The sequence below is a fragment of the Streptomyces sp. NPDC031064 genome, from assembly GCF_055570965.1.
The window spans coordinates 193,371-218,634 of the sequence record NZ_JBVIGF010000001.1 but is presented as its reverse complement, the minus strand read 5'-3'; the positions used below and the strand labels follow the sequence as shown (position 1 = coordinate 218,634).

The 25,264-nt window shown below is 72.2% G+C and carries 25 protein-coding genes; 15 read left to right on the top strand and 10 right to left on the bottom strand.

Annotated elements, in window-relative coordinates; genetic code table 11:
* Nucleotides 1-21: 21 nt before the first annotated feature.
* The 4 genes from ACZ46W_RS00895 (at nt 22) to ACZ46W_RS00880 (ending at nt 3,326) form a co-directional block, all read left to right on the top strand.
* A complete protein-coding gene (locus ACZ46W_RS00895) occupies nt 22-444 on the top strand; it encodes a hypothetical protein (protein WP_468329236.1) in 423 nt (140 codons plus the stop codon).
* Between the two features lie 86 nt (nt 445-530).
* Nucleotides 531-1,283 (top strand): DUF6766 family protein, encoded by a 753-nt coding sequence (locus ACZ46W_RS00890; RefSeq protein WP_468329233.1) that lies wholly within the window; start codon nt 531-533, stop codon nt 1,281-1,283.
* 222 nt (nt 1,284-1,505) lie between these two features.
* Nucleotides 1,506-2,483: an SDR family oxidoreductase gene (locus ACZ46W_RS00885; RefSeq protein ID WP_468329230.1), complete on the top strand. Its 978-nt coding sequence runs from the start codon at nt 1,506-1,508 to the stop codon at nt 2,481-2,483.
* Between the two features lie 75 nt (nt 2,484-2,558).
* Nucleotides 2,559-3,326: an alpha/beta fold hydrolase gene (locus ACZ46W_RS00880; protein WP_468329227.1), complete on the top strand. Its 768-nt coding sequence runs from the start codon at nt 2,559-2,561 to the stop codon at nt 3,324-3,326.
* 196 nt (nt 3,327-3,522) lie between these two features.
* Here the strand turns inward: ACZ46W_RS00880 and ACZ46W_RS00875 are convergent, their stop codons facing one another.
* Entirely contained in the window at nt 3,523-4,047 is a 525-nt protein-coding gene (locus ACZ46W_RS00875) for a MarR family winged helix-turn-helix transcriptional regulator (RefSeq protein WP_468329224.1), read from the bottom strand.
* Between the two features lie 311 nt (nt 4,048-4,358).
* Here ACZ46W_RS00875 and ACZ46W_RS00870 point away from each other — a divergent pair, with 311 nt between their 5' ends.
* Nucleotides 4,359-5,057, top strand: coding sequence for a DUF4142 domain-containing protein (locus ACZ46W_RS00870; RefSeq protein WP_468329221.1), 699 nt, complete (start codon nt 4,359-4,361; stop codon nt 5,055-5,057).
* Between the two features lie 402 nt (nt 5,058-5,459).
* On the opposite strand, the gene ACZ46W_RS00865 is transcribed toward ACZ46W_RS00870, so the two are convergent.
* The gene (locus ACZ46W_RS00865) at nt 5,460-6,644 is read right to left on the bottom strand and encodes a spore photoproduct lyase family protein (RefSeq protein WP_468332331.1); all 1,185 of its coding nucleotides are present in this window, start codon (nt 6,642-6,644) and stop codon (nt 5,460-5,462) included.
* A gap of 590 nt (nt 6,645-7,234) precedes the next feature.
* Between ACZ46W_RS00865 and ACZ46W_RS00860 the strand changes: the two genes are divergently transcribed.
* The 4 genes from ACZ46W_RS00860 (at nt 7,235) to ACZ46W_RS00845 (ending at nt 11,348) form a co-directional block, all read left to right on the top strand.
* Nucleotides 7,235-8,149, top strand: a complete 915-nt coding sequence (locus ACZ46W_RS00860; RefSeq protein ID WP_468329218.1) for an AurF N-oxygenase family protein — start codon at nt 7,235-7,237, stop codon at nt 8,147-8,149.
* Between the two features lie 56 nt (nt 8,150-8,205).
* Nucleotides 8,206-9,858, top strand: a complete 1,653-nt coding sequence (locus tag ACZ46W_RS00855) for an FAD-dependent oxidoreductase (RefSeq protein WP_468329215.1) — start codon at nt 8,206-8,208, stop codon at nt 9,856-9,858.
* A gap of 89 nt (nt 9,859-9,947) precedes the next feature.
* On the top strand, nt 9,948-10,082 hold the full coding sequence (locus tag ACZ46W_RS00850; RefSeq protein ID WP_468329212.1) for an SHOCT domain-containing protein: 135 nt from the start codon (nt 9,948-9,950) through the stop codon (nt 10,080-10,082).
* A 252-nt stretch (nt 10,083-10,334) separates the two neighbouring features.
* Nucleotides 10,335-11,348, top strand: a complete 1,014-nt coding sequence (locus tag ACZ46W_RS00845; protein WP_468329209.1) for a 2-hydroxyacid dehydrogenase — start codon at nt 10,335-10,337, stop codon at nt 11,346-11,348.
* Nucleotides 11,349-11,428: 80 nt separating this feature from the next.
* Here the strand turns inward: ACZ46W_RS00845 and ACZ46W_RS00840 are convergent, their stop codons facing one another.
* On the bottom strand, nt 11,429-12,043 hold the full coding sequence (locus tag ACZ46W_RS00840) for a CBS domain-containing protein (protein ID WP_468329206.1): 615 nt from the start codon (nt 12,041-12,043) through the stop codon (nt 11,429-11,431).
* Between the two features lie 454 nt (nt 12,044-12,497).
* On the opposite strand from ACZ46W_RS00840, the gene ACZ46W_RS00835 reads away from it, so the two are divergent.
* Both ACZ46W_RS00835 and ACZ46W_RS00830 read left to right on the top strand, forming a co-directional pair.
* Nucleotides 12,498-13,409, top strand: a complete 912-nt coding sequence (locus tag ACZ46W_RS00835) for a universal stress protein (protein ID WP_468332328.1) — start codon at nt 12,498-12,500, stop codon at nt 13,407-13,409.
* A 106-nt stretch (nt 13,410-13,515) separates the two neighbouring features.
* Entirely contained in the window at nt 13,516-14,391 is an 876-nt protein-coding gene (locus ACZ46W_RS00830; protein ID WP_468329203.1) for a universal stress protein, read from the top strand.
* A 66-nt stretch (nt 14,392-14,457) separates the two neighbouring features.
* Here ACZ46W_RS00830 and ACZ46W_RS00825 read toward each other — a convergent pair whose 3' ends face one another.
* Both ACZ46W_RS00825 and ACZ46W_RS00820 read right to left on the bottom strand, forming a co-directional pair.
* Complete coding sequence (locus tag ACZ46W_RS00825) at nt 14,458-14,829, bottom strand: hypothetical protein (RefSeq protein WP_468329200.1); 372 nt, start codon at nt 14,827-14,829, stop codon at nt 14,458-14,460.
* A gap of 239 nt (nt 14,830-15,068) precedes the next feature.
* On the bottom strand, nt 15,069-16,025 hold the full coding sequence (locus ACZ46W_RS00820; RefSeq protein WP_468329197.1) for an Acg family FMN-binding oxidoreductase: 957 nt from the start codon (nt 16,023-16,025) through the stop codon (nt 15,069-15,071).
* 667 nt (nt 16,026-16,692) lie between these two features.
* Here ACZ46W_RS00820 and ACZ46W_RS00815 point away from each other — a divergent pair.
* The 3 genes from ACZ46W_RS00815 (at nt 16,693) to ACZ46W_RS00805 (ending at nt 20,725) form a co-directional block, all read left to right on the top strand.
* Nucleotides 16,693-17,589: a universal stress protein gene (locus ACZ46W_RS00815; protein WP_468329194.1), complete on the top strand. Its 897-nt coding sequence runs from the start codon at nt 16,693-16,695 to the stop codon at nt 17,587-17,589.
* A gap of 426 nt (nt 17,590-18,015) precedes the next feature.
* A complete protein-coding gene (locus tag ACZ46W_RS00810) occupies nt 18,016-18,741 on the top strand; it encodes a response regulator (protein ID WP_468329191.1) in 726 nt (241 codons plus the stop codon).
* Between the two features lie 286 nt (nt 18,742-19,027).
* Nucleotides 19,028-20,725 (top strand): sensor histidine kinase, encoded by a 1,698-nt coding sequence (locus ACZ46W_RS00805; protein WP_468329188.1) that lies wholly within the window; start codon nt 19,028-19,030, stop codon nt 20,723-20,725.
* 68 nt (nt 20,726-20,793) lie between these two features.
* Here ACZ46W_RS00805 and ACZ46W_RS00800 read toward each other — a convergent pair whose 3' ends face one another.
* The 4 genes from ACZ46W_RS00800 to ACZ46W_RS00785 form a co-directional block, all read right to left on the bottom strand.
* Entirely contained in the window at nt 20,794-21,273 is a 480-nt protein-coding gene (locus ACZ46W_RS00800; protein ID WP_468329185.1) for a pyridoxamine 5'-phosphate oxidase family protein, read from the bottom strand.
* Between the two features lie 133 nt (nt 21,274-21,406).
* Nucleotides 21,407-21,733 (bottom strand): STAS domain-containing protein, encoded by a 327-nt coding sequence (locus tag ACZ46W_RS00795; RefSeq protein ID WP_468329182.1) that lies wholly within the window; start codon nt 21,731-21,733, stop codon nt 21,407-21,409.
* 312 nt (nt 21,734-22,045) lie between these two features.
* Nucleotides 22,046-22,915: a universal stress protein gene (locus ACZ46W_RS00790; protein ID WP_468329179.1), complete on the bottom strand. Its 870-nt coding sequence runs from the start codon at nt 22,913-22,915 to the stop codon at nt 22,046-22,048.
* Nucleotides 22,916-23,249: 334 nt separating this feature from the next.
* A complete protein-coding gene (locus tag ACZ46W_RS00785) occupies nt 23,250-23,867 on the bottom strand; it encodes a TetR/AcrR family transcriptional regulator (protein ID WP_468329176.1) in 618 nt (205 codons plus the stop codon).
* A gap of 70 nt (nt 23,868-23,937) precedes the next feature.
* On the opposite strand from ACZ46W_RS00785, the gene ACZ46W_RS00780 reads away from it, so the two are divergent.
* Nucleotides 23,938-24,534, top strand: coding sequence for a peroxiredoxin-like family protein (locus tag ACZ46W_RS00780; protein ID WP_468329173.1), 597 nt, complete (start codon nt 23,938-23,940; stop codon nt 24,532-24,534).
* Between the two features lie 61 nt (nt 24,535-24,595).
* Here ACZ46W_RS00780 and ACZ46W_RS00775 read toward each other — a convergent pair whose 3' ends face one another.
* Nucleotides 24,596-25,063, bottom strand: coding sequence for a hypothetical protein (locus tag ACZ46W_RS00775; RefSeq protein ID WP_468329170.1), 468 nt, complete (start codon nt 25,061-25,063; stop codon nt 24,596-24,598).
* Nucleotides 25,064-25,264 lie beyond the last annotated feature (201 nt).

Genomic DNA, 25,264 nt, shown 5'->3' with positions numbered 1-25,264 from the left:
CCCAGGCCGCCGGGAGGCAGGATGCGAGGACCCTGGTACGCGGCGGGGATCGGCCTGCTGGCGGTCCTCACCGCGGTCAGTGGCTGCGGCACGCTTCCCGAGCGGCGTGACGAGGTCACCACGGAAGTCACCCGCTTCGAGCAGGCACTGGGAGCCGGACAGCGGGAGCGGTTGTGCGCGGCTCTCGCTCCTGCCACCCGCGAGGAGCTGGAGCAGTCCGCCAAGAGCCGGTGCGAGGACGCGATCGGCCAGGCGATCGAGGAGCAGGAGCTTCCGGCGGCCGGTGCCGTGCGGGGCGTGGACGTGTACGGCGATCAGGCCCGGGTGGTGCTGGAGCGGGACACCCTGTTCCTGGCGCGTTTCCCCACGGGCTGGAAGGTGACGGCCGCTGGGTGCCTGCCACGTCCCCAGCGGCCGTACGAGTGCGAGATCAAGGGCGGGTGAGGGGCCGTGAGGACACTGTTCACCATGACGCTGCTGGTGGTCGTCGGTGGTCTGGCGTACTTCATGGCGCTGGGGCTGATGCACCGATGAGCCGCGCTTCGGAGCCCGGCGAGGAGACCGCACCGGCCCAGCACCGCGAGGAGACCGCACCGGCCCAGCACCGCGTACGGCGCCTTTTGCGGCACAACAGCCTGGGGCTGTTCTTCATGACGACGTTCCTGCTGGCCCTCGTGGGCCAGGCCGTGACGGGGCACGCGCAGTTCAACGACCAGCTCGTCAGCGATGGCATGGCACCGGTCGGCTTCGGCGCCTACGTGATGTCGTCGGACTTCGCCGTCGACGTCACCGAGAACTGGCAGTCGGAGTACCTGCAATTCTTCCTGTACATCTTCGCCACCGTGTGGCTGCTGCAACGCGGCTCGCCGGAATCCAAGGAACTCGACAAGGCGGGAACCGAGTCCGACAAGGACCAGATGGCCGGCGAGCACGCCACGGAGGACTCACCCCGCTGGGCTGCGCACAAGGACTGGCGCGGAGTCGTCTTCTCCCGCTCGCTCGGCCTCGTCATGGGCGCCATCTTCCTGCTCTCCTGGCTTACCCAGTCGGTCACCGGCGTCGCCGCCTACAACGAGGAGCAGTTGCGCCGCCTGGAGGCCCCGACCACATGGGCCCACTACCTGTCCTCCGCGGACTTCTGGAACCGCACGCTGCAGAACTGGCAGTCCGAGCTGCTGGCGGTCGCCTCCATGGCCGTTCTCGCCATCTACCTGCGGCAACGCGGATCACCGGAGTCCAAGCCCGTCGGCGCGTCGCACGACGCCACCGGCGTCGAAGGCTGAACCGCCTCAAGGGGGCGGCGAGGAAGGTACGTGGATCGCGTGACGACCTGCGCAAGGTCATCGGTATGGACGAAGAGGAATGACCCGTGTGGACCAGCAGGGCCCGCGCCGTGCGTCCGCGGGTGGCGCAAGGCAGCACCCGAAGGGCACCCGCCGAGCGGTGGGACAAGCGATCCGGTGATTGAGTGACTCTTCCGACATGGTGCGAAGAAGGGGTTCTCCATGCGAGTGCGTGATTCCGTGGTGGTGATCACTGGGGCCTCCAGCGGCATCGGCCGGGCCACAGCCCTTGCCTTCGCCCGCAAGGGGTGTGCTGTGGTGCTGGCGGCGCGGCGGGCGGAGGCACTGGAGGCGGTTCGGCAGGAGTGCGAACGTCACCGTGGTGCGGAGGCGCTCGTCGTGCCGACCGACGTCACCGACCCGGGTGCGGTCGACGATCTCGCCCGGCGGGCGGCGCAGCGCTTCGGCCGCATCGACGTATGGGTCAACTGCGCGGCCGTCACGGTGTTCGGCCCCTTCGAGGAAACGCCGCTGGAGGACTTCCGCAAAGTCCTTGATGTCAACGTCATGGGGTACGTGCACGGCGCCCGCGCCGCCCTGCGCGTCATGCGCGCGCAGGGGAGCGGAACACTGATCAACGTCTCCTCCATCGTGGGCGTCGTCAGCCAGCCGTACACCCACGCCTACGGCATGTCCAAGTACGCCGTCCGGGCCCTGAGCGCGAGCCTGCGCCAGGAACTGCGGCTGGACAAGGCGAAGGGCATTCACGTGTGCACGGTGCTGCCGGCCACGATCGACACGCCGCTGTTCGAGCACGCCGCCAACTACACCGGACGCAAGCCGCTGGCGATGCCCCCGGTCTACAGCCCCGAACGCGTGGCAAGGACCATCGTGGACCTGGTGCGCGTGCCCCGCCGTGAAGTCGTGGTCGGGCCCACGGGCCGTTCCATGGTGCTGGAGTCCAGGATCATGCCCGGCATGGTCGAGCGGACGATGGCCCGCCAGGTGGACCGGGCCCACCTGTCCCGCAAGGAACCCGCGCCCGCCGGTCACGGCAACCTGCACGTGCCGGCGCCGGGTACGGGCGCCGCCCATGGCGGGTGGGGCGGACGTCGCCGTACCGCGATGCGCCGGCTGACCGCCGCGACCGCACTGGCCTGTGCGGCGGCGGGCGTCGCGCGACGGGCCCGGGCGCATTGAGCGGCTGGGACGCGGCACGAGTTCACCGCCGCTGCCGGCACCCGCGTCCACGCCGCGGTGCTGGGGCCGGCCGGTGTGCCGCAAGTGGTGTGCGTCCACGGCCTGGGCTGCTCGTACCGCTACTGGCTGCCGTTTGCCAGGGCGCTGTCTCCCCACGCCAGGACCGTGGCGGTGGACCTGCCGGGCTTCGGTCGCACCCGCGGGCCGAGGCGCGCCCTCGATGTCCGAGGGCTCTCGCTCGCACTGGCCGACTGGCTCCGCGCCACCGACCGCGGGCCGGCCGTTGTCGTCGCCAACTCGACCGGCTGCCAGATCGTCGTGGACCTGGCCGTCCACGCACCTGAACTCGTAGGGCCGGTCGTGCTCAACGGACCGACGTTCGACCGCACCGCCCGGTCGGCCCGCACCCAGGCGGGGCGCCTCCTGCGCGACGCCCGTTGGGAGCGCCCGTCACTCGGTGCGGCTCTGGCCGCGAGCTACGCCGACTGCGGGGTGCGCCGCGCCCTGCGGACGTACCTGCTCTGCCTGCACGATCCAGTGGAAAGCAAGCTCCCTCACCTGGGCACCCCTGTGGGCGTGGCGCGCGGGACCAGGGCCCCGATCGTCCCGAGGGCATGGGCGGAGGAGGTGAGCGAGCTACTTCCGCACGGACGCTCCGCCTCGGTGCCGGGTGCCGGGCACACGCCGAACCACTCGGCACCGCGCGAGCTGGCCCGTATCACCCGGACGCTGCTGCCGGAGGAGGGACCGCCGACCACGGAGACGACCACGGAGACGACCACGGAGACGACCACGGAGACGACCACGGAGATACGGGAAGGCCGGTCGCATGCGTCGCCTTGAAGCCGCGCGTCACCATTCCCTTCCGGAGCCTCACCCTCAGGACAGAGCCCGCACTCGTGCACCCCGAGGCAGAGGTTCATCCACTGGGTCTCCTGAACGGCCTTCAGCTGAGATCTTCGTAGAACACCCGCACATCATCGCCGCACTACTTCGTCGACCCCACGCGATCCCCTGACCCATCACCATCGGACCCGGCCTAGAGGCCGACGCTGTCGGTCCAGCCGAGTGGGTACGGGTCCGTGCCGGCGTGGTCCACCGTCGGTTCTCCGCCCGCTTGGGTGAAGGTGGTCAGGGCGTCCACGAGGGCCGAACGCTGGTGCGGGGCAAGGCGCTCCACGACCGTCGCGATCTCCCGGCGGCGCTTGGCGGTGACGTCCTCCACCAGCACTCGGCCCTCGGGCGTGAGCCGCAGGATGGTTTCGCGTCGGTTGTCCGGGTTGACCCGGCGGTCCACGAGTCCCGAGGCGATGAGCCGATCGACCATGCGCATGGCCGTGGAAGGGTTGACTCCCAGGTGCTCGGCCAGTGTCACGAGTTTGGCGGAGCCGTGTGTGGAAAGCACGACCAGCAGCCGGAACTGGGGGAGCGTCACCCGCTCCTCCACGGCGGCCAGTGAGCGGGCGGAGATGGCGACCAGGAGCCGGGACGCCGTGAGTACGGCTCTGGTCACCGTGTCGGTGTCGTCCGCCGTCGTCGCTCGTCGGTCCTCTTCGCCGGTCATGCTTCCTTTGTACCGCGCGTCGACAGCGACCCGAGAGCGCCCTTGCCTCCGGCGTGCGGCCTCTCGGGGTGGTAGCGCACGAAGGGCATGGCGGCGTGACTCCGCCTGTGTACAGCAGCATCCGGTCGCCGGGGGCAAGTGAGCGGAGCGGACCCTCACAGGTGCCGGGCCGAGCGTGCCGGGGCGGACCTCGCCGCCGGGCGAATGAACATCCCAGCGGTCACGTCCGTACTTGTGGTCGCGTGCCGTGCCAGCCGCCACAAGAGCTCCCGATGACATGAACCTCAGCCATACCGACTCGGGAGGTACACATGCGTCCGAACCGACGTATCCCACGAACCGACGTCCGGCTACGTCTGGCCGTCCTCGTCGTCGCCGCTTGCGCGGCCATCGCCACGCTGTTCGTCGCGCTACGCGTGGGCACTGGTGAGGCGTCGGCCAGCTCAAGCGCCGAAACGGCACACGGCGCCACGCACTCCGGCGAGGCGGGGGCGGCGGACGATGGGACGCGAGGGGCTGCTGCTGGTCCGCAGCCGGTGACCGAGGTCGACAAGACCTTTCTGGTGAAGGTGCGGCAGGCCGGGCTGTGGGAGATCCCGGCGGGCCGACTCGCGCAGACCCATGCCTCAAGCGAAGCCGTCAAACGAGCCGGCCTGCACCTGCTGGACGGTCACAGCAAACTCGACCAGCTCGTTCGCGAGGACGCCGCGATCCTCGGCGTCCAGCTCCCCGACGAAGCCACTGAAGAGCAACAGGGCTTCGTACGCCAGTTGGAAAGCGCGCACGGGGCCGAGTTCGACCGTCTCTTCGCCAACTTGCTGCGGGCCTCCCACGGCAAGATCTTCGCGACCATCGGCGAAGTCAGGGCCGCCACGCAGAACGACCTGATCCGTCGGCACGCCCGCCAGGCCAACCAGACGGTCCTGGACCACATGGAGGTTCTGGAAGACACCGGTCTGGTGGACAGCGCCACTCTGCGCGAGGTGGAAGCCGCTGTGGAGCCGAAGTAGCGGGCGCTGTGGCGAGGGGGCCGATGACTCGGACCGCCGCCCTCCTTGGCGCAGCCTTTGCACTGTGCAATGCTCTGCGTGAGGAGGGCCCGGGGTGGGCCTGCCAACTGGGAGCTCGGCACAGGCACGGTGACGCAGCCGCTCATGGCACGTCGGCTCATCGACCGGAGCCCTCCTCGCCACACCACAACAGTGCCTCCACCGGGCCCGGTAGGCGCTCGGGCGCGTCTGCTGATCCGCGCTGCCCCCGTCCGTACGGGTGCGTGAACCGCCCACCCACCCTCCGAGGGACACGACCGACACACCGGCGTCCGGCCGGTCCTCGACGGCCGCACGGCGGAGAACCGGGAGGCGCGTTCGTCGAGCCCGAGGGAAGCGCGGCCGGTGAGCGCCCGCCGGGACTCAGAAGGCGTACCGGATGGTCAGCCACGGGGCGTGGGCCGCGACCAGGCTGCGTACGGTCTCCACCGCCGCGGCCTTGGTGGGGTTGCGGTACCGCATGTTCCAGTCGCCGTTCTCGGAGCGTTTCCCCTGCTGGAGATCGGGCCGCCAGATGGCCTCCTCGGCGCGCGGATGCCATTGCATGTTGACGTCGTGCAGGGCCCTGTTGTGCGTCAACATGATCACTTCGGCGGCCGCCTGCTCCTTCACCTCACGCGGCAGGACGTCGTCCATGTGCCGCAACAGCTCCGCCCACGCCTGCTCCCAGCCGGGCCTGATGACGACGGGAGACAGGTTGAAGTGCACCTCGTATCCCGCCGCCAGGAAGTCGCCGGCGGCGGCGATCCGCTGCTCGACCGGACTGGTGCGGATGTCCAGGAGCCGGGAGTCGTCCTGCGGCATGACGGAGAACCGGACGCGCGTCCTTCCCCGGGGGTCGAGCCGCAGCAGGTCGGGATTGACGAACTTCGTCGCGAACGACGCCTTGGCGGTCGGCCAGCGAGCGAATGCATGGATCAGATCGGCGGTGTTCTCGCTGATCAGCGCGTCGACCGAGCAATCGTTGTTCTCTCCGATGTCGTAGACCCAGGCGTCCGCGTCGCACTGGTTCGGCTCACGCTTGGGGCCCAGCCCGGTGACGTGGCGTCGCAGTCGCGCGACGATGCGGTCGATGTTGGTGAAGACGGTGATCGGATTGGCATAGCCCTTGTGCCGGGGGACGTAGCAATAGGCGCAGGCCATGGCGCATCCGTTCGCCGCCGCGGGCGCGATCCAGTCGGCGGACCGTCCGTTGGGTCTGACCGTCAGCGTCTTCCTCTCGCCGAGCACCAGGACCGTGCTCTTGATCCGGACCCAGCGCTCGGCGTTTCCCTTGTTTCCGTGCAGGTCAGGGATGCGCCAATGCGAGTCGACGGGGATCACCCGGGCGTCCGGGAAAGCCGCGAGGACCTGCCTGCCGCGTGCTGAGGCCGCGGCTCCCGGCTCCGCGTGGATCTCCCGCACCGCCAGCATGCGGCGCGCCTCCGGCGAGTCACGGAACCGCTGCTGCCCCGGCTGCGCCGCGGGCGCCCCCGTCCGCAGCTCCTCGAGAGCGAACAGTCCGTCGGGGGGCTCGTCCGCGTGGCCGAACGGCTGTGGGGTGGGCATACCTGCTCCGGTGTCGGTCGCTTCGTCTGCCACTTTACGAGAGTGACCGGACCGCCCGCCTCACGCCGCGGACACGCTCACCGAGCGACCAGGTTCGGCGGGGTGTGGGCGCGCGGGCAACCCGGCCCTCGTCCCGCCGCCGCACGGGCCCGGCTCATTGTTCGGTTCGTCGGGCCATACCCGGCCCCACCAGCGCTCCCACGCCCCCGCCCGCCCGGTCCCACCGGCCGCTCCCACGCCCCCGCCCGCCCCGCCCGCACGGGGCCACCGGGGCCACCGGGGCCAACCGGGGCCGACCGCGGCCACCGGAGCGGCCGTGCACCCGCGTGCCCGCGAGCGCCGGTGCCGCCGCCCGGCGCCAGCAGTCGGGGGCTTCGCCGGCCTTCGCCTCGGCCCGGTCCCGTACGAGCCGGCGTGCTCACCGACGGTGCGGAACGGGAAGTGGTTGGCGTGGACTTTCTACTCGGGGGTAGGCCGGGGCGGCCCTCCTGCTATACGGTCCGTCCCACAGCTTGTTTACGGCTCGTCTAACAAGCTGTCCGACCGGCCACAGGAGCGAGGACACACCGCTCGACCCGAGGAGCCCCCGCATGGCAAGCAACACTGTCCGGCCAGAGGTCCGCAACGGGCCCCACGCACACGATGTCGCCCGCCGCCTGCTCGACTCCGCGGCGACGCTGTCGTACGACCCGGCCACCGAGGTCGACTGGGAGACGCCGCTCGACAAGGACTTCCACGGCGCCAGCCCCGAGTGGAGCACCCTCTACGGCACGGCGTACTGGCGGGAGATGACCGAGGCGCAGCGCAAGGAACTGACCCGGCAGGAGGCCGCGTCGGTGGCCAGCACCGGCATCTGGTTCGAGATGATCCTCCAGCAGATGGTGCTGCGCGACATCTACGCCAAGGACCCGACCGACCCCCGTTTCCAGTGGGCGCTGACCGAGATCGCCGACGAGTGCCGGCACTCCATCATGTTCGCCCGCGGGGCGCAGAAGCTGGGAGCCCCGGCCTACCGGCCGCACCGCGTCGCCGTCGAACTCGGCCGGGCGTTCAAGACCGTCGCCTTCGGCGAGGCCGCGTACGCCGCCATCCTCGTCGCCGAGGAGGTGCTCGACGTCATGCAGCGCGACTGGATGCGCGACGAACGGGTCGTGCCGTTCGTCCGCACCATCAACAACATCCATGTCGTCGAGGAGTCGCGGCACATGAAGTTCGCCCGCGACGAGACCCGCAAGCGCCTGGAGAAGGCAGGGCCGCTGCGCCGCCGGATTCACGCCCTCGTCATCGCGATCGCGTCCTACGTCATCGTCACCAGCATGGTGAACAAGGACGTGTACCGGCACGCCGGGCTCGACACGGAGCGCGCCGTCCGCGAGGCCAGGGCCAACGAACACCACAAGGCCCTGATGCGTTCGAGCTGCGCCGGCCTCATGGAGTTCCTGGCCTCCGCCCGCCTCCTCACCAGGCCCGCCCTGGTGTTCTACAAGCGCGCGAACCTGATCTGACCCGCACCTGATCCGACCCGCACCTGATCCGACCCGAACCGGACCGAGCCGACGCCATGACCTTCGCCATCACCCAGACCTGCTGCGGCGACGCCACCTGCGTCGCCGTGTGCCCCGTCAACTGCATCCATCCCGCCCCCGGTGAACCGGGGTTCGGCACCACGGAGATGCTGTACGTCGACCCCAAGGCGTGCATCGACTGCGGCGCCTGCGCCGATGCCTGCCCGGTGGACGCCGTCTTCCCCGTGGACGGCCTGCCCGACGCGCAGCGGGACTTCGCCGCCGTCAACGCGGCGTACTTCGCGGACGCACCGCCACCGCCGGCCGACCACGGACCGAACTTCCACGCCTGGGGCGCGCCCCGCTTCGAGCGCAGCCTGCCCGCCGACTTCGCGCCGATCCGGGTCGCGGTCGTCGGCACCGGGCCCGCCGGCATGTACGCCGCCGAGGACCTCCTGCTGCACACCAACGCCGACGTGACCCTGGTCGACCGGCTCCCGGTCGCCGGAGGTCTCGTACGGTACGGCGTGGCTCCCGACCACCCGGCGACCAAGCGGATCGGCGACACCTTCGCACGGTTCCACTCCCACCCCCGCGTCCGGCTGCACCTGGGCGTCGAGGTGGGCCGCGACATCACGACCGAGGAACTCGCCGCCCACCACCACGCGGTCGTGTACGCGGTGGGTGCCCGCACCGATCGCCGCCTCGGGATACCGGGGGAGGACCTGCCCGGCAGCCTCTCCGCCACCACGTTCGTCTCCTGGTACAACGCCCACCCCGAAGTCGCGCCCGACGCGGTCGGCCTGTCCGGCGAGCGAGTGGTGGTGGTCGGCAACGGCAACGTCGCCCTGGACGTCGCCCGCATCCTCGTCTCCGACCCCGACGCGCTCGCCGCCACCGACATCGCGGACCACGCACTGGCCGCGCTGCGCGCGGCGCGGGTGCGCGAAGTGGTGCTGCTCGGGCGGCGCGGGCCACAGGGCGCGGCGTACACGGCGTCCGAACTGCGGGCCCTGGGGCACCTGGACGGCGTCGATACGGTCGTCGACGACCACGACCCGCGCATCGGCGAGGCGATCGACCGGGCGGGACCGGCCGACAAGGCCGGGCTCCTGCGGGGCATGGCACGCGAGCGGGTCGACTGGTCGCGGCCGTCGGCGCCGGGGCGCCGGATCGTGTTCCGCTTCCACTCCGCGCCCGTGGAGGTCGTGGGTGACGGCACGGCGGCCCGCGCCGTGCGGGTCACGGAGGGGGACGGGCACCGGGAGATCCCGGCCGGCATGGTGCTCCGCGCGGTCGGTTACCGCGGTGCGCCGGTGCCGGGACTGCCGTTCGACGAGGCTGCCGCGACCATTCCGCACGAGGCCGGCCGCGTGTCCGGCCGGCCGGGCGCGTACGTCGTGGGATGGATCAAGCGCGGCCCGTCGGGAGGCATCGGAACCAACCGCGCCTGCGCCGCCGAGACGGTGGGCACGCTCCTCGCCGACGCGGTCGCGGGCCACCTGCCCGAACCGGCGAGCACCGCCAAGGAGTTCCGCCGGCTGCTGCGCCGCCGGGGCCGGGACGTCGTCGACGCCCGCGGGCTGGCCGCGATCGACCGGGCCGAGCTGAACAGGGGCCGCCTCACCGGCCGCCCCCGCGTCAAACTGGCCACGCTCGAGGAACTGCGGGCGACGGCGAGGCGGGGCCCTCGAATCACGAGCCGCTGAGCGCCGCCCCCGCGCTGCCCGCCGCCCGCCGCCCCTCCCGCACACCGACGCACGCGGCGCGCGGGCGCACGCGGGCGCGGGCGCACGCGGTGCGCACGCACGTCTCCGCCGCTCCCACGGCCGAACACATCCTCAGGAAGCGGTTCGCCCGCGGTGAGATCGACGAGGAGGAGCACCGGCAGCGCATGGCGGCCCCGCACACCGCGCCGCCCGGTACACCGTGACCACCCGGCGCCCCGTCCGCGACCGCCGGGGTGGCGTGGCTGGACCCGGATCACGGCAGGGGCGCCCTGGCGGCCGGGCCAGTGGCCGCGGCGGGCGGCGGGCGGCGGCCGACTGGCCGGCCACGTGCTGTCACGGCGCGGGAGCACCGGACGCCCGCGGGGAGGGCCGCCGACAGGCCGGGTGGCCGGCACCCGCCGACAATGTCCTCGGGCGCATCCGGCTCTCCGGGTCGATCGAGATGAGGGAGTGGCGTGAAGATCCTGGCGTATGAAGTGCAGCATGATGAGCAGCCGCTGCTGGAACAGGCCGTCGAGGGCCGCCATACGGTCCACTCGCTGGAGATCTTCCTCGACGCGGACACGGCGCCCCTGGCCGCCGGATACGAGGTGGTGTCCACCGGTGTGAACGCCCGGCTCGACGAGCCGGTCCTGCGCCGCCTGGCCGACGGCGGTACCCGGATGATCGCGCAGCGCTCCACGGGGTTCAACAACATCGACCTCGCCGCCGCGGAGAAGCTGGGCTTCACCGTGGGCCGAGTCGCCCACTACTCGCCCCACGCGGTCGCCGAGTTCGCCTGGGCTCTCGCCCTGGCCGTGAACCGCAGGGTGGTCCGGGCGGCCAACCGCGCCCGTGAGTTCGACTTCCGCCTCACGGGGCTGATGGGGCGCGACATCCACGGCATGACCGTCGGCGTCATCGGCACCGGCCAGATCGGCGCCGTCTTCGCCCGTATCGCTCATGGGTTCGGATGCGACCTGCTCGGCCGGGACGTCGTCGAGAACCCGGAGTGCCTGGACCTTGGCATGCGATACGTCGGCCTGGAAGAACTGCTCGCCGAAGCCGACCTGGTCAGTCTGCACGTGCCGCTCCTGCCCGATACCCGCCACCTGATCGATGGGCGCGCACTGGCACGGATGAAGGACGACGCAATCCTGATCAATACGAGCCGTGGTGGGCTGATCGACGCCCATGCCCTCGTCGAGACGCTGCGGGAGGGGCGGCTCGAAGGCGTCGGGCTGGACGTGTACGAGGAGGAGGCCGGGCTCTTCTACGTGGACAAGTCGGTCGGTGGGATCGCCGACGACACCCTCGCCCGCCTGATGACCTTCCCCAAGGTGATCGTCAGCTCCCACCAGGCGTATTTCACCCGCACGGCGGTGGGCCAGATCGTCGGCACGACCATCCGCAACATCGACGACTACCTGGCCGGCCGTACCAACGAGAACACCCTCGTACCGCCGCTGCCGCCGACACCGGCGCCCTGAAGGTCGCCTCGGGAGGCCCGGTCACGACACACCGAGTGCCGACACACCGAGTGCCGGCCTGACGCGCCCGCGTCACCCCGCTACGGTCCGTGCTCCTCCGGCTCATCCTGGCGTGGTGTGGTGAGCCGGTCGATGACGGTGACGACGCCGTCGACGCCCTGGCACAGCCGTACGATGACCGGAACCAGGTCCCGCTCCGGCACCGTGCCGCTGAGGGTGACGGCACCCTCCGACACGTCCACGGTGAGGGCGGCGGGGGACAGGCCCAGGGTTCGGGTGAGGATGTCCTCCAGGATCTCCTCCTGGATCGCACGATCGCGCCGCAGGAAGAGTTGCAGGAGGTCGCTGCGGCTGATGACGCCGATGAGTCGCCCCTCGCCGTCGACCACCGGCAGGCGTTTGACCCGCTTTCGCTCCATCACCCTTGCCGCTTCCACGGCGGTCCAACCCGGCTGTGCCACGACGGCCGGGGCCGACATCAGCCCTTCGGCCGTGGTGGCGGTCTTCTGCGAGATACGGGAGTGGAGCAGATCGGCCTCCGATACGACGCCGACGGGCCGCCCGTCCGCTTCGACGACCGGCACGGCCGTGATGCCGTACTCGTCCAGCAGCCGGGCGATCTCCTTGAACGGCGTCCCGCGCTGGACGGTGACGGTGTCCGGGGTCATCAGGTCGGCGACCGTGCGATGTCTCATCCGTGAGAACCCAGTCCTTCGATGGAAACGATGCCTCCATGATCCCCGCCCCGGGCCGGAGGGACCGCTTCCCCGCGTTTCCGAGCCGGCCGGCAGACGCCGGGGGGTTGCCTCCGAGCCGGGGAGTGCCTTCCGGGGGACCCGTGATGGCCCGACCGGTCCCTGGCAGGGTGCGGCCGGGCGGTCTTCCGCTGAGAGTGACGGAGGGAGCCGAGGCCCGTACGGCCGTCGGCCGCGAAACGACCCAGTACGAGGTGCACGTTGCCACGGACCCTCGCAGTCGGCATCGACGGCTCGGCGGAAGGCATCGCGGCTCCCGTCCGGCCACCACGGGCCGGAGACAAGGCCCGTTGGGGCACCCACGAGGCCCGACCGGCCCTGGGGCACGGCTGTCCCCGGTGCCACGGTGGAAGTGGGACGGACACTCTGACGAGACGGAGAGGCGGTGCGGACGATGGAAGCGCCCCTGGTCGCAGGCGTGGACGGCTCCGACCCCAGTCTGCGCGCACTCGACTGGGCCACTGACGAGGCACTGCGCCACGGCGTACCGCTGCGGCTTGTGTACGCGTCGTTGTGGCAGAGGTACGAGGGAGCCACCCTTGGCACCAGCCTCGGCCGCCCCGACGAGCGGGTGCACGCCGAGAACGTCGTGGGCACCGCCGCCGAGCGGGTGAGTCGCCGGGCCCCGGACCTGAAGGTCCTCACCGACATCCTCCCCGAGGACCCTGTCGACGCGCTGCTGCGTGCGGGACAGCATGCCTTCGCTCTGGTCACCGGCTCGCGCGGGCGCGGTGACATCGCCGGGCTCCTGCTCGGGTCGGTGAGCCTCGCCGTGGCCGCGAGGGCGGCCTGCCCGGTCATCGTCGTACGCGGCGACAAGGCCGGCCTGGCCGGCACCCACGAACGCGTCACGCTCGCAGTCGGGGACGCCGACGCGGACTCCGCCGCCGTCCGGTTCGCCTTCCGTGAAGCGGCGGCGCGGGGCTGCACGCTCGACGTCGTACGCGCCTGGCGGCGCCCGGCGCACGAGACCACTGACCACCCGCTGCTGGCCGGCGATCCCGCCCGATACCACGAGCGGTGCGCCACCGAGCTGCTGGAGGAAGCGGTGGAAGCCGCTGCCCGGGACCACCCCGAGGTACGCGTACGGCGTGCCACGGTCGAAGGGCCGGCACGCAAGGTGCTGCTCGCCCGGTCGGCGGCCGCGGACCTGCTGGTGGTCGGGGCACGGCGGCCGCGGAGCGCCCTCGGCATGCAACTGGGCCGGGTGGCACACACCGTTCTGCACCACGCGGCGTGCCCCGTCGCCGTGGTTCCCCGGCCGGTCGGGCAGGGGTATCGCCCGGCGGGAGAGGAGGAGCTGTGAACCGCCGACTGCCCCACCTGGCGAGGGCCGTACCCGTCCTGGACGGCGAGCGGCGGGCCCTCGGAGCCGTGGCAAGGCGCACGTCCTGATCAGGAAGGAGCCGGTGATGTCCCGCACGGTGACCGTCGGCATGGATGGCTCGCGCGAAAGCACCGCGGCCGCGCGCTGGGCCGCCCGCGAGGCGCTGCTCCGCGACCGCCTCCTCGTTCTGCTGAACGTATGGAGCCACAACCCCGAACCCGTGACTCGCCATGACGACCCCGAGGATCTGCGCCGCCGAGCCGAGGCGCTGCTCCACGCGGCGGCCGAGGACGTCCGACGTGACCATCCGGCGGTGCGGGTGGAGACCCGCCAGGTGCGGGGCAACCCGGTGGAGCGGCTGTGCTCCGCCGGTGAGAGCGCCGATCTCCTGGTCCTCGGCTCCCGGGGCTTGGGCGGCCTGACCGGTTTCCTCTCAGGATCCGTCTCGCTCGCCGTACTGGCGCGGGCACGCCACCCCGTCGTCCTCGTCCGCGCGACCGAACCCCCCGACGACCGGGAAGGCGGATCGACGGGTGACGTCGTGGTGGGCGTGGACGTGGAATCCGCAGCGGCCGACCACGCGCTCGCCTTCGCCTTCGCGTCCGCCGAACGCTACGGCTGCGCGGTCCGCGTCTCGCACAGTTGGTCCCTGCCGCCGGTGCACGGGCCGGACATGGGCGGCATGCTGCCCGCGATCGTGGCCGACTTCGACGCCGAGCGGCGCAAGGCGCTCGATCGCATCGTCGCGCCATGGGCCGAGGAGCATCCCCGGGTCCCGCTCACCGTCGAGTGCCGTCAGGGACGGCCGCAGACGGACCTGGTGGCGGACGCCCGGCAGGCCCGGCTCGTGGTCGTCGGCCTCCGGCACCGCGAGAACCCACTCAGCGTCCACGTCGGCCGTGTGGTCCACGCGGTGGTCCACCACGCGCAGGCCCCGGTCGCCGTCGTACCGCACAACTGACCGTCGCTCCGGAGGCGGTCCACGGGCGCGGGGCGGTGCGGCGCGGTGAGTGTGCGGTGACGGGCGTCAGCGGGGCCGGCGGCTCCACTCCGGTTCCGCGTCCCATTCGCGCTGCCACCCGTTGGTACGTCGTCGGTCGCAAGCGGTGGCGACCCACGCGGCGGCCAGTGCTCCGGTCGCAGCGGTGGCGGCGGCGCCCAGCAGACCGGACGTGAGGGCCCCGGCCCACACGTCGTCGCCGTCCACCGGGGCGGTGGTGACGCGACCCTGCCGGTCGAGCCAGATCTCCGTCCGCTCTCCGGGGTCCGTGCCGAGCGGCACCCGGGCGACCCCTGCGGCCTGGCGGCCGTCGGACGTGACCCATCGGACCTCCACGGCCCTGCTCGACGGCCGGACCGCGCCGTCCGTGCGGGCCGAGCCCCGAGGGGCTTCGGACACCATCCACCTCCATTCGTCTCACTTCCCAGCCTCCGCCCACGGCGCTGCGGGTGACAGGGCCGACCGGCCCGGCCAGGTGTCCCGATCGGCTCTCCCTCACCGGTCCGCCCGCCGGGGGGGTGAGCATGACGCGGCCGCCCCGCGGCCGTAGGGCGGACGGCGACGGGTGGGGCCCGCATCCACGTCACGCCGCCGCCGGAGGCGGAGGCAGCCCAGGGCAGAAGGGTCCTGGCACCGCGTCAGGTGATGACGAGAACCTCGGACACCGGCCTGCGGGGGGTGGCCGGTACCTCCGGGCCGTAACCGAGCCGGATCAGCATCTGAGGATGGCCCGTGTCCGACATCGGGTCGCGCAGGAGCCAGCGCAGCTCCGGCCATTCGAGGGCCTGGGAGTTGAGCGATGTCGCCAGTCCGTCCAGCGTCGCCTGGAGCAGCACCCTTTGCATGGCCTGACCGGCGTGCAGCCAGTCCTGCCGGGTGTCCTCGCGCGTCCCGAGTACGGCGAGGCAGGGTGACCTCTCGAAAACCGCGGAGCCGCGGCCCTCGATCCGGCGCTCGCCCGCGAGGTCCCGTACGGGCCCCCGGCCGTGGTGAGGCCGGGGCCCGAGCGAGGTGGGCGGAATGCCCTCGGACACCCAGCGCGCGACCTCGGCCCGTACGGCGGGAGAGAGCTTCTCCACGTGTTCGGCCTCCCACACCAGGTCGAGCAGATACTGCACCTGCCAGTCGCCCGGGAACTCCAGGCGTGCCCCTTCGGCCCGCGCGGCACCGCGCAAGCCGTCGAGCAGCGCCTCCGGCACGTCCTCGTCGCTGAAGGGCTCCCTGCTGGTGTGCCGCCTCCCGATCGCCGGATACAGGCCGGCTACGGCTTCCTCCTCGTCCCCCTGTACGAAGTCGATGACGGCGAGCGTTTCCGGGGCGGCCCCCTCCGGAGTCGGCCTGATCCGGGCGGCCCACCCCGCATGGGCCGCGGCGACCCGCAGATTGAACAGCGCGGCACCGCATCCGATGTGCAGACCACGCGTGGAGGGGTCGGCGTTCGGCATGGTGCGAGCCGGGTCCATCCGCAGCACCAGGAGGCCCTGCGCCTGCTCGTATCGGAAGAGCCAGGGCTGGGCGTTGTGCATGGACGGGGCCCTGATGGCATCGGTCACCCACGACGTCAGGGACGACGCGCCGGGAACGGGAGCAGGCATGGCAGCCACCCTCCAGCAGGTGCGGTCACACTTCCGGTCTCGCTTCCAGGGTCCCTCGGTCATTGGGTGGCGGGACAGGGCCGAGCGGGCACCGCCCACAGGGGCCGAACGGCCCCGGTGGGACGCCGCCCGGCGTCGCCCCGGGCGCGTAACCCCTGGGGGTCGGAGCTTGCGGGTGTCGCGGGGGTTCGGCGTAGGGCTCTTCGCCCGGTGGGTGGCCAGTGCCGATGGCGCGTTCACGTTCGCGTTCGGCGCTCAGATCCAGGCCGAGCAGGATGGCGACATGGAGGCCGACTGGGCGGACTGCCGGCGGGGTGCGTCAGGTATCGGTCTGCCGGCTGCTGGGGCTGTCGGCCACCGGCGCTCTGCCCGCGTGCTCGGTGCCTTTTCGCGCGTGATGCCGGCCGCGTCGGCTGCCGTGGGCCTGCCGGAAGGCTTCGCCCAACACGCTGCCCGAGGTCACGTATGGCACCGCCGGCCTGCTGACGTGCCACTCCTCCTGCGCGCTCGGCCCCCTGCCTCGGGACGGAGACGGACCGTCCACATCCTCGCCCGGCTGCCTCGCCCGGGACCTTCGGCCCCCGCCGCGGCCTCGGCGGCCCTACCTCTGCCCTCGCCCCGGTGACAGCGTCAGGCGGCGACCGTTCGTGACGGAGAAGGAGCAACGGTGGACAAGGACCCTGGGCGAGCGCCCGGCCATGAGGCGCGCCCCGCCGTACGCGACGAGATACTCGTCGGTGTCGACCCCAGGCAGCAGTCGCTGCCCGCCCTCGCCTGGGCGGCCGACGAAGCGGTACGCAGAGGGCTGGCCCTGCGGCTGGTACTGGCGGTGCCGCCCCCGCACGGCACCCTGTCCGTCGGTACGGAGCCGCACCGGACGGCCTTGCGCGGGCGGGGCGCGGAAGCGCTCGCCGCGGCCGCGGCGACCGTGCGCGCGATGCGTCCTGAGGTCTCCCTGACGACGCGACTGCTCGACGGCGTGCCAGCTCCGGTGCTGTGCCGCGAATCCCGGCGGGCCCGCATGGTCGTCGTCGGTTCGCGTTGGCTCGGCCGCTGGGAGGAGATCTTCAGCACCGGCTCGGTGGTCGTCCCGGTGAGCGCGCGAGCCGACTGCCCCGTCGTCGTGGTCAGGGAGCCGGAGCACATGGCCGAGCAGGACCCGTACGTCGTCGTGGGTGTGGACGGCGGCGAGGGCTCCGCAGCCGCCCTGGCCTTCGCCTTCGAGGAGGCGCACCTGCGGCACGCGGCCGTACGGGCCATTGGGGTGTGGCACCGGCCGTTCCCCGGCCTCCGGGACGCGGCGGCCGCGGAGGAGAAACAGCGACGCCTGCTCGGCGACTCCCTCGAACCATGGCTGCGGAAGTACCCCGGCATCGAGGTCACGACCGAGGTCGTACAGGCCGACCCGGTGGAGCGGATGTCCCTCGCCTCCGCCCGTGCGCTGTCCGTAGTCGTCGGCCGCCGCGGTCCGGGCGGCTACACCGGGATGCGTCTCGGGTCCGTGGTCCACGGACTGCTGCACCACGCACGCTGCCCCGTCATCACCGTGCCGGCGGACCGATGACGACGCCCCGCGCCGGACCGACGCCCACACAGCCGCCTCCGCATGGGCACCCGCCGGCAGTTGCGCCTCGCCGCGCAGGGCCCCAACACGGTGGCCACCGCACGCCCCGTCCCCATGCACGCGCGCGTGCCGGCCCGGCTCCGCGACCCGCTCATCATGGTGCTGCTCGGCCCCCCTTCGGCTCGTCACGGGTTGCTGCCGTGGGCAACGACCCGCCTTGCTGCCGTGGGGCAACGACCCACCGGACGGGCCCCGGGGAGATCGTGCGCACCGCCGACTACGGGACATCCGAGGAGTAGGCGCCGTCCGCACGGTGTACCCATGGTGGAAAGAGGGCCATCCGGCCCTGGTCCTCCGGCCCCCGCCGGACGCATGCTGCACACGGGTTCCCACTCGGGGGCCCGAACGGGATGACGGAGCTGCTCGATGACGGACAACACCGCCGACGCCTCGGCGCCGGGACCGGTCAAGGTCTTCCTCCTCGACGACCACGAGGTGGTGCGCCGTGGCGTGCACGACCTGCTGGACGCCGAGCCCGACCTGACCGTGGTCGGAGAGGCGGGGACCGCGGAACAGGCGCTGGCACGGATCCCCGCGCTGCGGCCCGACGTGGCCGTGCTGGACGTGCGGCTGCCTGACGGCGACGGCGTGAGCGTGTGCCGCGAACTGCGCTCCCGGATGCCGGACCTCGCCTGCTTGATGCTGACCTCGTTCGACGACGAGGAAGCCCTCCTGGACGCGATCATGGCGGGCGCGTCCGGCTATGTCCTGAAGCAGATCACCGGTACGGACCTCGTCTCGGCGGTGCGCACCGTGGCTTCGGGGCAGTCCCTGCTGGACCCTGGCGCCACCGCCCGCGTGATGGCCCGGCTGAGGGGCGGCGACCCGCGGAAGGAGCAGCAGCCGGGACTCGCCGGACTGACGGAGCGGGAGCGCGACATCCTCGCGCTGGTGGGGGAGGGGCTGACCAACCGGGAGATCGGCAAACGTCTCTACCTCGCCGAGAAGACGGTCAAGAACAACATCTCCCGGCTGCTGGCCAAGCTCGGTGTGGAACGCCGGGTCCAGGCCGCCGTGCTGGCCACCCAGCTCACCGGCCGACCTCAGGACGGCACCTCCCACCCGCCGCGCGAAGGCCGGCCGCGACACTGACGCCTCACGACGACCACCACGAAGGACTGCGGGCGAACGCCCGGTTGAGCAGCCATTCGTGGTCGCCCAGCTCGTGAGCTCCGCGAGGTCCGCGAGGTCCCGCCGCTGGTACGGGCGTGGTCCCCGGCAGTCTTCCCGATGCCGCACGCGGCGGCGCTCCGCCGCCCCGGTCCGGCGTCCGGGCGGGAATCCCATCGGTCGCACCGGCGGAGCTGGCTAGGCTGGGGAGGACAGAGCGTGACGTTCCGAGGAGGGGCCTGTGGGAGCGGAGGAGCCGTTGTCACGGATGCCTCAGATGCGGCTGGACGAGCTGCTGGAGGAGCTGCAGGCGCGCATCAACGCCGCTCGCGGGACCAGGGACCGGGTTCACAGCCTGCTGGAAGCCGTGGTCTCGGTGGGTCGTGAACTCGACTTGGCACAGGTGCTGCGCCGCATCGTCGAGGCCGCCGCCCAGCTCGTGGACGCCCGCTACGGGGCCCTCGGAGTCATCGGTCCGGACGGTCGCACGCTGTCGCAGTTCCTGACCACTGGTCTCACAGAGGAGGAGATCGCGAAGATCGGTCCCCTCCCTGCCGGGCACGGGCTGCTCGGGGAGATCATCCACAACCCGGAACCGCTGCGGCTGCGCGACATCAGCGCTCATGAGTCGTCGTACGGTTTTCCGCCGCACCACCCGCCGATGCGTACGTTCCTGGGTGTGCCGATCCGCGTCCGGGACGAGGTCTTCGGCAACCTGTATCTGACCGACAAGCGGGGTGGCCAGGACTTCGACGCCGAGGACGAGTCGGTGATCTCCACGCTGTCCGTGGCCGCGGGCGTGGCCATCGACAACGCCAGGCTGTACGAGAACTCGCAGCGTCAGCAGCGGTGGCTCCAGGCCAACGCGGAGATCACCAACAGCCTGCTCTCCGGGAGCCCCAGGCTCCAAGTCCTGGAACTGATCGCCCGGCGAGCCAAGGAGATCACCGGAACCGGGCTCGCGGACGTGTCGGTGCCGGTCGCGGGAACCGATGACCTGGTGGTAGAGCTGGCGATCGGAGCCGACGAGGACGCGCGGCGGGGCCTGGTCGTTCCTGTGGACGGCACCCTGTCCGGCGCCGCCTACAAGTCCGGCAGCCCCGTCGCCACCACTTCCCTGCCCGACGACGCGCGGTATCACGCCGGGCCCCGGCGGTTCGAGGGGCTGGGCCCGGCCGTCGCCGTGCCGCTGGGCACCGGTGCCGAGGACACGCGCGGCGTCCTGCTGCTGGCACGCTCGACGGACGGGCCGGTCTTCACGGACGAGGAACTGGACCCCCTGCTCGCCTTCGCGGGGCAGGCGGCACTCGCTCTGGAGCTGGCCGAGCGCCGGCACGACGCCGAGCAGCTCGCCCTGCTGGAGGACCGGGACCGTATCGCCCGGGACCTGCACGACCTGGCCATCCAGCGGCTCTTCGCGACCGGCATGACGCTCCAGAGCGCCGCGCGACTGGTTGAGCACAAGGGCGCGGTCGAACGGGTCGAGCGGGCCGTCGGTGATCTGGACGAGACGATCAAGATCATCCGGTCGACCATCTTCGGTCTCCGGGCCCGCGAGGGGGACACCGGTCCCAGCCTGCGCGCGCGGGTCGCCCGTGCCGTCGGCGAAGCCGGCTCGGCACTCGGCTATCCGCCCAGGCTCAGCATGGAGGGCCTGCTGGACACCGACGTGCCGGTGCAGGTGGCGGATCACATCATGGCGGCGCTCACGGAGGCGCTCAGCAACACGGCCCGGCACGCGCACGCGACACGGGTGGAGGTCACCGTGCGGGCCACCGCCGACGAGGTCGTCCTCACGGTGGCCGACAACGGCAGGGGCATCCCCGAGGGCGGTCGCCGCAGCGGCCTGCACAACCTCGAGGAACGGGCGCGTGCGGTCGGCGGCACGTTCGAGATCGAAGGATCGGCAGGCGGTGGCAGCCGCCTGGTGTGGCGTGCTCCCCTGGCCGCCTCGGGCGGCGCGTGACCGCGGCCGGTGTGCCGCCCCCCCACCACGAGGACGGTGACACACCGGCGGCTTCGGCGGTGCTGCCGTCACGCACGGATGTGGTCACCGCCGGGGGCGACCGTCAGTCGGAACCCGGTGACCAGGTCGGCCTGGATACGAAGGGCGTGGTCCATGGCCCCTGTCACCCACGGCCGGAGCATGGACCTGTAGTGGTGCAGCCGGTCCAAGTCCGCGACCAGGCGCGCGTATCCGGTGACGACCACGCTCCAGCCCAGGTGGGTGTCCGGGTCGATCACATCGGCTTCGTACGCCACGACCAGGCCCGGACCGTCGGCGGGAGCCGTCAGGGAGGCGAGCGTCGTACCGTCGTGGATGCCCACGATGACGTCGTCGCCGTCCAGACAGTGGTTGACGGGGCGTACCGCGGGCAGCGCCTGGTGCGTGAAGACGACCCGTCCCAGCGGGACGGTTCCCAGGAGCCGCAGAGCCTCGGTGCGGGACAGCGGCGTCAGGTGCCGGGGTGCCACCTCACGGCGAACCTCCGCGGTCCCCGCGTAGTCGTTCATCGTGCGCACCCTTCACCGCGGTTTCGTGCCGAATCCGCCCTCGGCCTGACATCGAGCGTTTACGCGTCCACCCTCAAGGGCCAGGGCCGAACGGACCTTTCGGGCGGGCCCTCGACGGCCGGTACACCGCTCCTCAGACGAACGTGCACGGGATCGCGCGGTCCACGCCGAGGACACGAAGCACCCTGCCCGGCCGGCGTGGAATGCGGCGCAGACTGAGCCGGACCCCGTCCGTGGCACATCGCCGTTGCAGGCGCAGGAACAGCTCGACCCCGGCGGTGTCGCAGAAGGTGAGGCCGGCCAGGTCGAGGACGAGGTCTCCGCAACCCCGCGATGTCGCCAGCAACAACTCCGGCTCGATGCGCGCGGCGGTGTCCAGGTCCAGCTCACCGGTGAGTGCCAGGGCTGCCGGCCCGCTGTCCTGTGCCTGCGCCGTCAGCGTGATGGGGGTGATGGTCATGGACTGCCTTCCTGAGGTCAGGGGCGGTGATGCGAGGCCACCCACGTCGCAAGCCCACCACTCGGTGGAGCGAGGGCGGCAGGTCCGCAGGCCCTCCACGGGGGGCCGAAGGTCCCTCATGGCGCCCCGCCGCGTGCCGTGCGGTCTGCCAGGACTGCTGGGCCTGTGGCAGGGACCGTTGCCTCCCTGGAACGGCCGGCGGCGAGGTCGCTCGTACTCGACAGGGTTGCCGACCCACGCGCGTTCGGACCGGTGGCGACCGACCGCGTCCGGGAACGGCCGGAGGGCCCTGACGTATGTCCACGCGTACGGCTAGGCATGGGGGACGACGGCCACCGGGCACGGCGCGTGGTGCAGGGCGGCGTGCGCGACGGAGCCGATGCGCATACCGATGGGGGAGTGCCGGATGCGTCGTCCGACGACGAGGAGCCGCGCCCCGGCCGCCGCAGCCAGGAGCACCTGGCCGCCACTGCCCATCTCCACGTGCTCGACGACCGGAACATCGGGGAACCGGTCGCGCCAGGGTGCGAGAGCCTCCCGCAGCGCCTTCTCCTCGAACGGCACCAGACCGCCCGCCTCGTCCGCCAGCCGCAGCGAGCCCGGGCTGTAGGCGTAGACGGGCGGCAGGCTCCACGCCCGTACCGCGCGCACGGCGGTACCCCGTGCCGCCGCCGCCCGGAAGGCGAAACCCAGCACCTCGGCGCTCTCCTCCGGAGATCCCTGTTGTCCCACGACCACGTCACCGTCGGAGGGCTGTGCCCCGTCCCTCGCGGCACGGACCGAGACGACGGGGATGGGAGACGCGGCGATGACCTGCTGTCCGTACGAGCCCAGCAGGAACCCGACGAGGGGCCCATGTCCACGGGAGCCCAGGACCAGCATCTCGGCGCGCTCCGCCTCACCCAGCAGGGCGGACACGGCGGTGTCCGACACGACCTCGGACACGAACGCCAAGCGCGGGTGCCGGCCTCCGACCCGGGTTTCGGCCTCCCGCAGGATGGCGCGGGCGGACTTCGCCTGTGTCTCCCGGTCCTGTACGACGGGCACGTCGAGGGGCTGCCAGAGCCAGGCGTGTACCAGGCGCAGCGGCGCTCCACGGAGCACGGCCTCGTCGGCGGCCCAGTCCACCGCCGCCAGGCTTTCGGGGGAGCCGTCCACTCCTACGGTGATCGCAGGGGTCATCGCATGCCTTCCTCGTAGGTCCGGTAGGGGCCACGGCCATGCGGGCCGGTTCCCCGTGTCCTCAGCATCGGTCCGGCGGGTGGCACGGGGCAGGGCCGGTCGGCCCTGGGCGGGCGGCCGTTCGGCCGCGATCGCGGGCCTGCCGTACCGGGAACGCCAGAACGGCCGACCCACGAGGTGACCGGCCGTTCGGATCACGCGGGGCCGCCGCGGGACGGCGACCGGCGAGGAGGGCGAGGCCCGCCGCCTGTGACGCCTGCTGCCACCAGTCGCTCACGGACGTGCGACGCGGCCCCGGAGCCGCCCCTCCGTCAGCAGCGGTGACGGGCCCGGGTCACCTGGCGCGGAGGCCGCGCAGCAGTACGGCGAGGCCGCCGAGGAACTCCTCGTCGGGGCTGACGTTTTGGGCGTGCCGCGCGGTCTCGGTCATGTACGGGAACTCGTCCGGAGGCAGGGCGGAGATGGCGACGGTGCCCTCGCCGGACAGGGGCCCGAGGTGTTCCAACTGGATCGCGCCGATGACGTAGCCGAGCAGGCCGCGCAGCGCGATCACCCGCTGCTCGCCTGCGAAACCGGCCTCGGTGAGGATGGCGAGCACCGATTCCGACCAGCGCAGCCCGGCGCGGGAGCGGTGCCGGTGGGTGAGGGTCAGCGGTACGACGGCCGGATGGGCGCTCACGGCGTCGCGCAGGCGCGTCACCATGACCTCGATCCGTTCACGCCATGGCGTGTCGGCGGCGGGCGGGGCGCTGTCGACGGTGCCGAGCACCAGCTCGACGACCAGCCTTTCGAGTTCGTCGCGGTCGTCGACGTACCGGTAGAGCGCCATCGTGCTCAGGCCGAGTTCCTGGGCGACGGCGCGCATCGAGAGGCCCGCGAGCCCCTCGCGGTCGATGACGGCGAGGGCGGCCGAGGCCAGTTGGTCCTGGGTGAGGGAACGGGGACGTGGCATGACGGTTGACAGCGTACGCCCTACACGTACGCTCGTTAGCGTATGCTGTACACCTACAGAGGGGTTCGTCATGCGCACGTCCGAAAAGCAGTTGGTCCCCGGCTCTGTCGTCAGCTCACGGTCCCTCTCCCCGGTCTGCGGCCCGCCGGTCGGCGTCCCGGACGCCGACCGGCTGACCCACCTTCAGTTCCGCCGCTTCGCCGGCTGCCCGGTCTGCAATCTCCACCTGCGGTCGATCGTGCGGCGGTACGGCGAGATCGAGGCGGCCGGCGTCCGTGAGGTCGTGGTTTTCCACTCGCCCGCGAAGGAGCTGCGGCAGTACGCGGCCGACCTCCCGTTCGCCGTCATCGCCGACCCCACCAAGCGGCTGTACGCGGAGTTCGGCGTCGAGTCGGCGCGACGAGCCCTGCTGGACCCCCGGGCGTGGCCGCACGTGCTGCGGGCGCTCCTTCGCAGCACGGCGATGTTGCTGCGCGGCCGCGAAGGCCTGCCGTCCCGGCGTCAGCCCCACGGTCGCCTGGGCCTGCCCGCGGACGTCCTCCTCGCCCCCGACGGCACCGTCCTGGCCGTGAAGTACGGCGAACACGCCTACGACCAGTGGACGGTGGACGAGCTGCTGGAGCTGGCGTCCGGGGCGACGCGGCCGTCTCCGGCGAACCTCGCCTGAACCGACGGTACGCCCTCCCCGGCGGTCGGCTCCTCGGGCTCGGGGCCGGCTGCTTCGCCGGTCAGCTCCTGGCCCGGGCGGCCTCCCGGCTCTGCTGCTGCCAGAACAGCACGAGGAACAGCGCGAGGAGGAGGTCGTCGGGGAGCGAGTCGCCCTCGCCGTGCAGCCGTACGCGAATGGGACGGCTGCCGCCCCGGTCGTAGAAGATGTCGAGCGGGCCGACGCCGCACACCCGGCTGCCGAGTCGGTCGTACCGCAGTTCGTAGGGTCCGATGCGCCGCAGGCTCCCGCCGAACCTGCTGTGTTCACAGCTCCACTCGCCGACGGTGAGCGGCAGGCTGGACCACCGGCGGTAGGTGATCCCGACGCCGCCGACGGCGCGCAGCGTGGAACCGAACCGCTGGTACTCGAGCGGCCAAGGACCCGGAGCGCGAGGTGTGCTGTCCAGCCACTCCCGCTTGCCGTAGGTGACCGGCACGCCGCCGATCGCGCGCAGAAGCCCTTTGCGATATGTCAGTTCGACGTCCACGCCTCGACTCACCTCCGGCAGCAGATCCAGCCTCACACGTGGAGCCGCCCGAGGGCCCGCCACACGCTGCCGCTCGGGTGACGCGGTGATGGGGCCGGTGCCCGGACCCGGCCGCGCAGTCGGAGCCCGGCCCCACGGCGTCACGGTCACCCTCGCCCCAACGGCCGCAGGGGCACCCGCACGGTCGCCGTGTCCTCGACC

Bases quoted from the DNA above. Each gene is read 5' to 3' on its own strand.
- ACZ46W_RS00895 (WP_468329236.1), top strand. From the start codon at position 22: ATGCGAGGACCCTGGTACGCGGCGGGGATCGGCCTGCTGGCGGTCCTC.
- ACZ46W_RS00890 (WP_468329233.1), top strand. From the start codon at position 531: ATGAGCCGCGCTTCGGAGCCCGGCGAGGAGACCGCACCGGCCCAGCAC.
- ACZ46W_RS00885 (WP_468329230.1), top strand. From the start codon at position 1,506: ATGCGAGTGCGTGATTCCGTGGTGGTGATCACTGGGGCCTCCAGCGGC.
- ACZ46W_RS00875 (WP_468329224.1), bottom strand. From the start codon at position 4,047: ATGACCGGCGAAGAGGACCGACGAGCGACGACGGCGGACGACACCGAC.
- ACZ46W_RS00870 (WP_468329221.1), top strand. From the start codon at position 4,359: ATGCGTCCGAACCGACGTATCCCACGAACCGACGTCCGGCTACGTCTG.
- ACZ46W_RS00865 (WP_468332331.1), bottom strand. From the start codon at position 6,644: ATGCCCACCCCACAGCCGTTCGGCCACGCGGACGAGCCCCCCGACGGA.
- ACZ46W_RS00860 (WP_468329218.1), top strand. From the start codon at position 7,235: ATGGCAAGCAACACTGTCCGGCCAGAGGTCCGCAACGGGCCCCACGCA.
- ACZ46W_RS00855 (WP_468329215.1), top strand. From the start codon at position 8,206: ATGACCTTCGCCATCACCCAGACCTGCTGCGGCGACGCCACCTGCGTC.
- ACZ46W_RS00840 (WP_468329206.1), bottom strand. From the start codon at position 12,043: ATGAGACATCGCACGGTCGCCGACCTGATGACCCCGGACACCGTCACC.
- ACZ46W_RS00835 (WP_468332328.1), top strand. From the start codon at position 12,498: ATGGAAGCGCCCCTGGTCGCAGGCGTGGACGGCTCCGACCCCAGTCTG.
- ACZ46W_RS00830 (WP_468329203.1), top strand. From the start codon at position 13,516: ATGTCCCGCACGGTGACCGTCGGCATGGATGGCTCGCGCGAAAGCACC.
- ACZ46W_RS00820 (WP_468329197.1), bottom strand. From the start codon at position 16,025: ATGCCTGCTCCCGTTCCCGGCGCGTCGTCCCTGACGTCGTGGGTGACC.
- ACZ46W_RS00810 (WP_468329191.1), top strand. From the start codon at position 18,016: ATGACGGACAACACCGCCGACGCCTCGGCGCCGGGACCGGTCAAGGTC.
- ACZ46W_RS00805 (WP_468329188.1), top strand. From the start codon at position 19,028: ATGCCTCAGATGCGGCTGGACGAGCTGCTGGAGGAGCTGCAGGCGCGC.
- ACZ46W_RS00800 (WP_468329185.1), bottom strand. From the start codon at position 21,273: ATGAACGACTACGCGGGGACCGCGGAGGTTCGCCGTGAGGTGGCACCC.
- ACZ46W_RS00795 (WP_468329182.1), bottom strand. From the start codon at position 21,733: ATGACCATCACCCCCATCACGCTGACGGCGCAGGCACAGGACAGCGGG.
- ACZ46W_RS00790 (WP_468329179.1), bottom strand. From the start codon at position 22,915: ATGACCCCTGCGATCACCGTAGGAGTGGACGGCTCCCCCGAAAGCCTG.
- ACZ46W_RS00785 (WP_468329176.1), bottom strand. From the start codon at position 23,867: ATGCCACGTCCCCGTTCCCTCACCCAGGACCAACTGGCCTCGGCCGCC.
- ACZ46W_RS00780 (WP_468329173.1), top strand. From the start codon at position 23,938: ATGCGCACGTCCGAAAAGCAGTTGGTCCCCGGCTCTGTCGTCAGCTCA.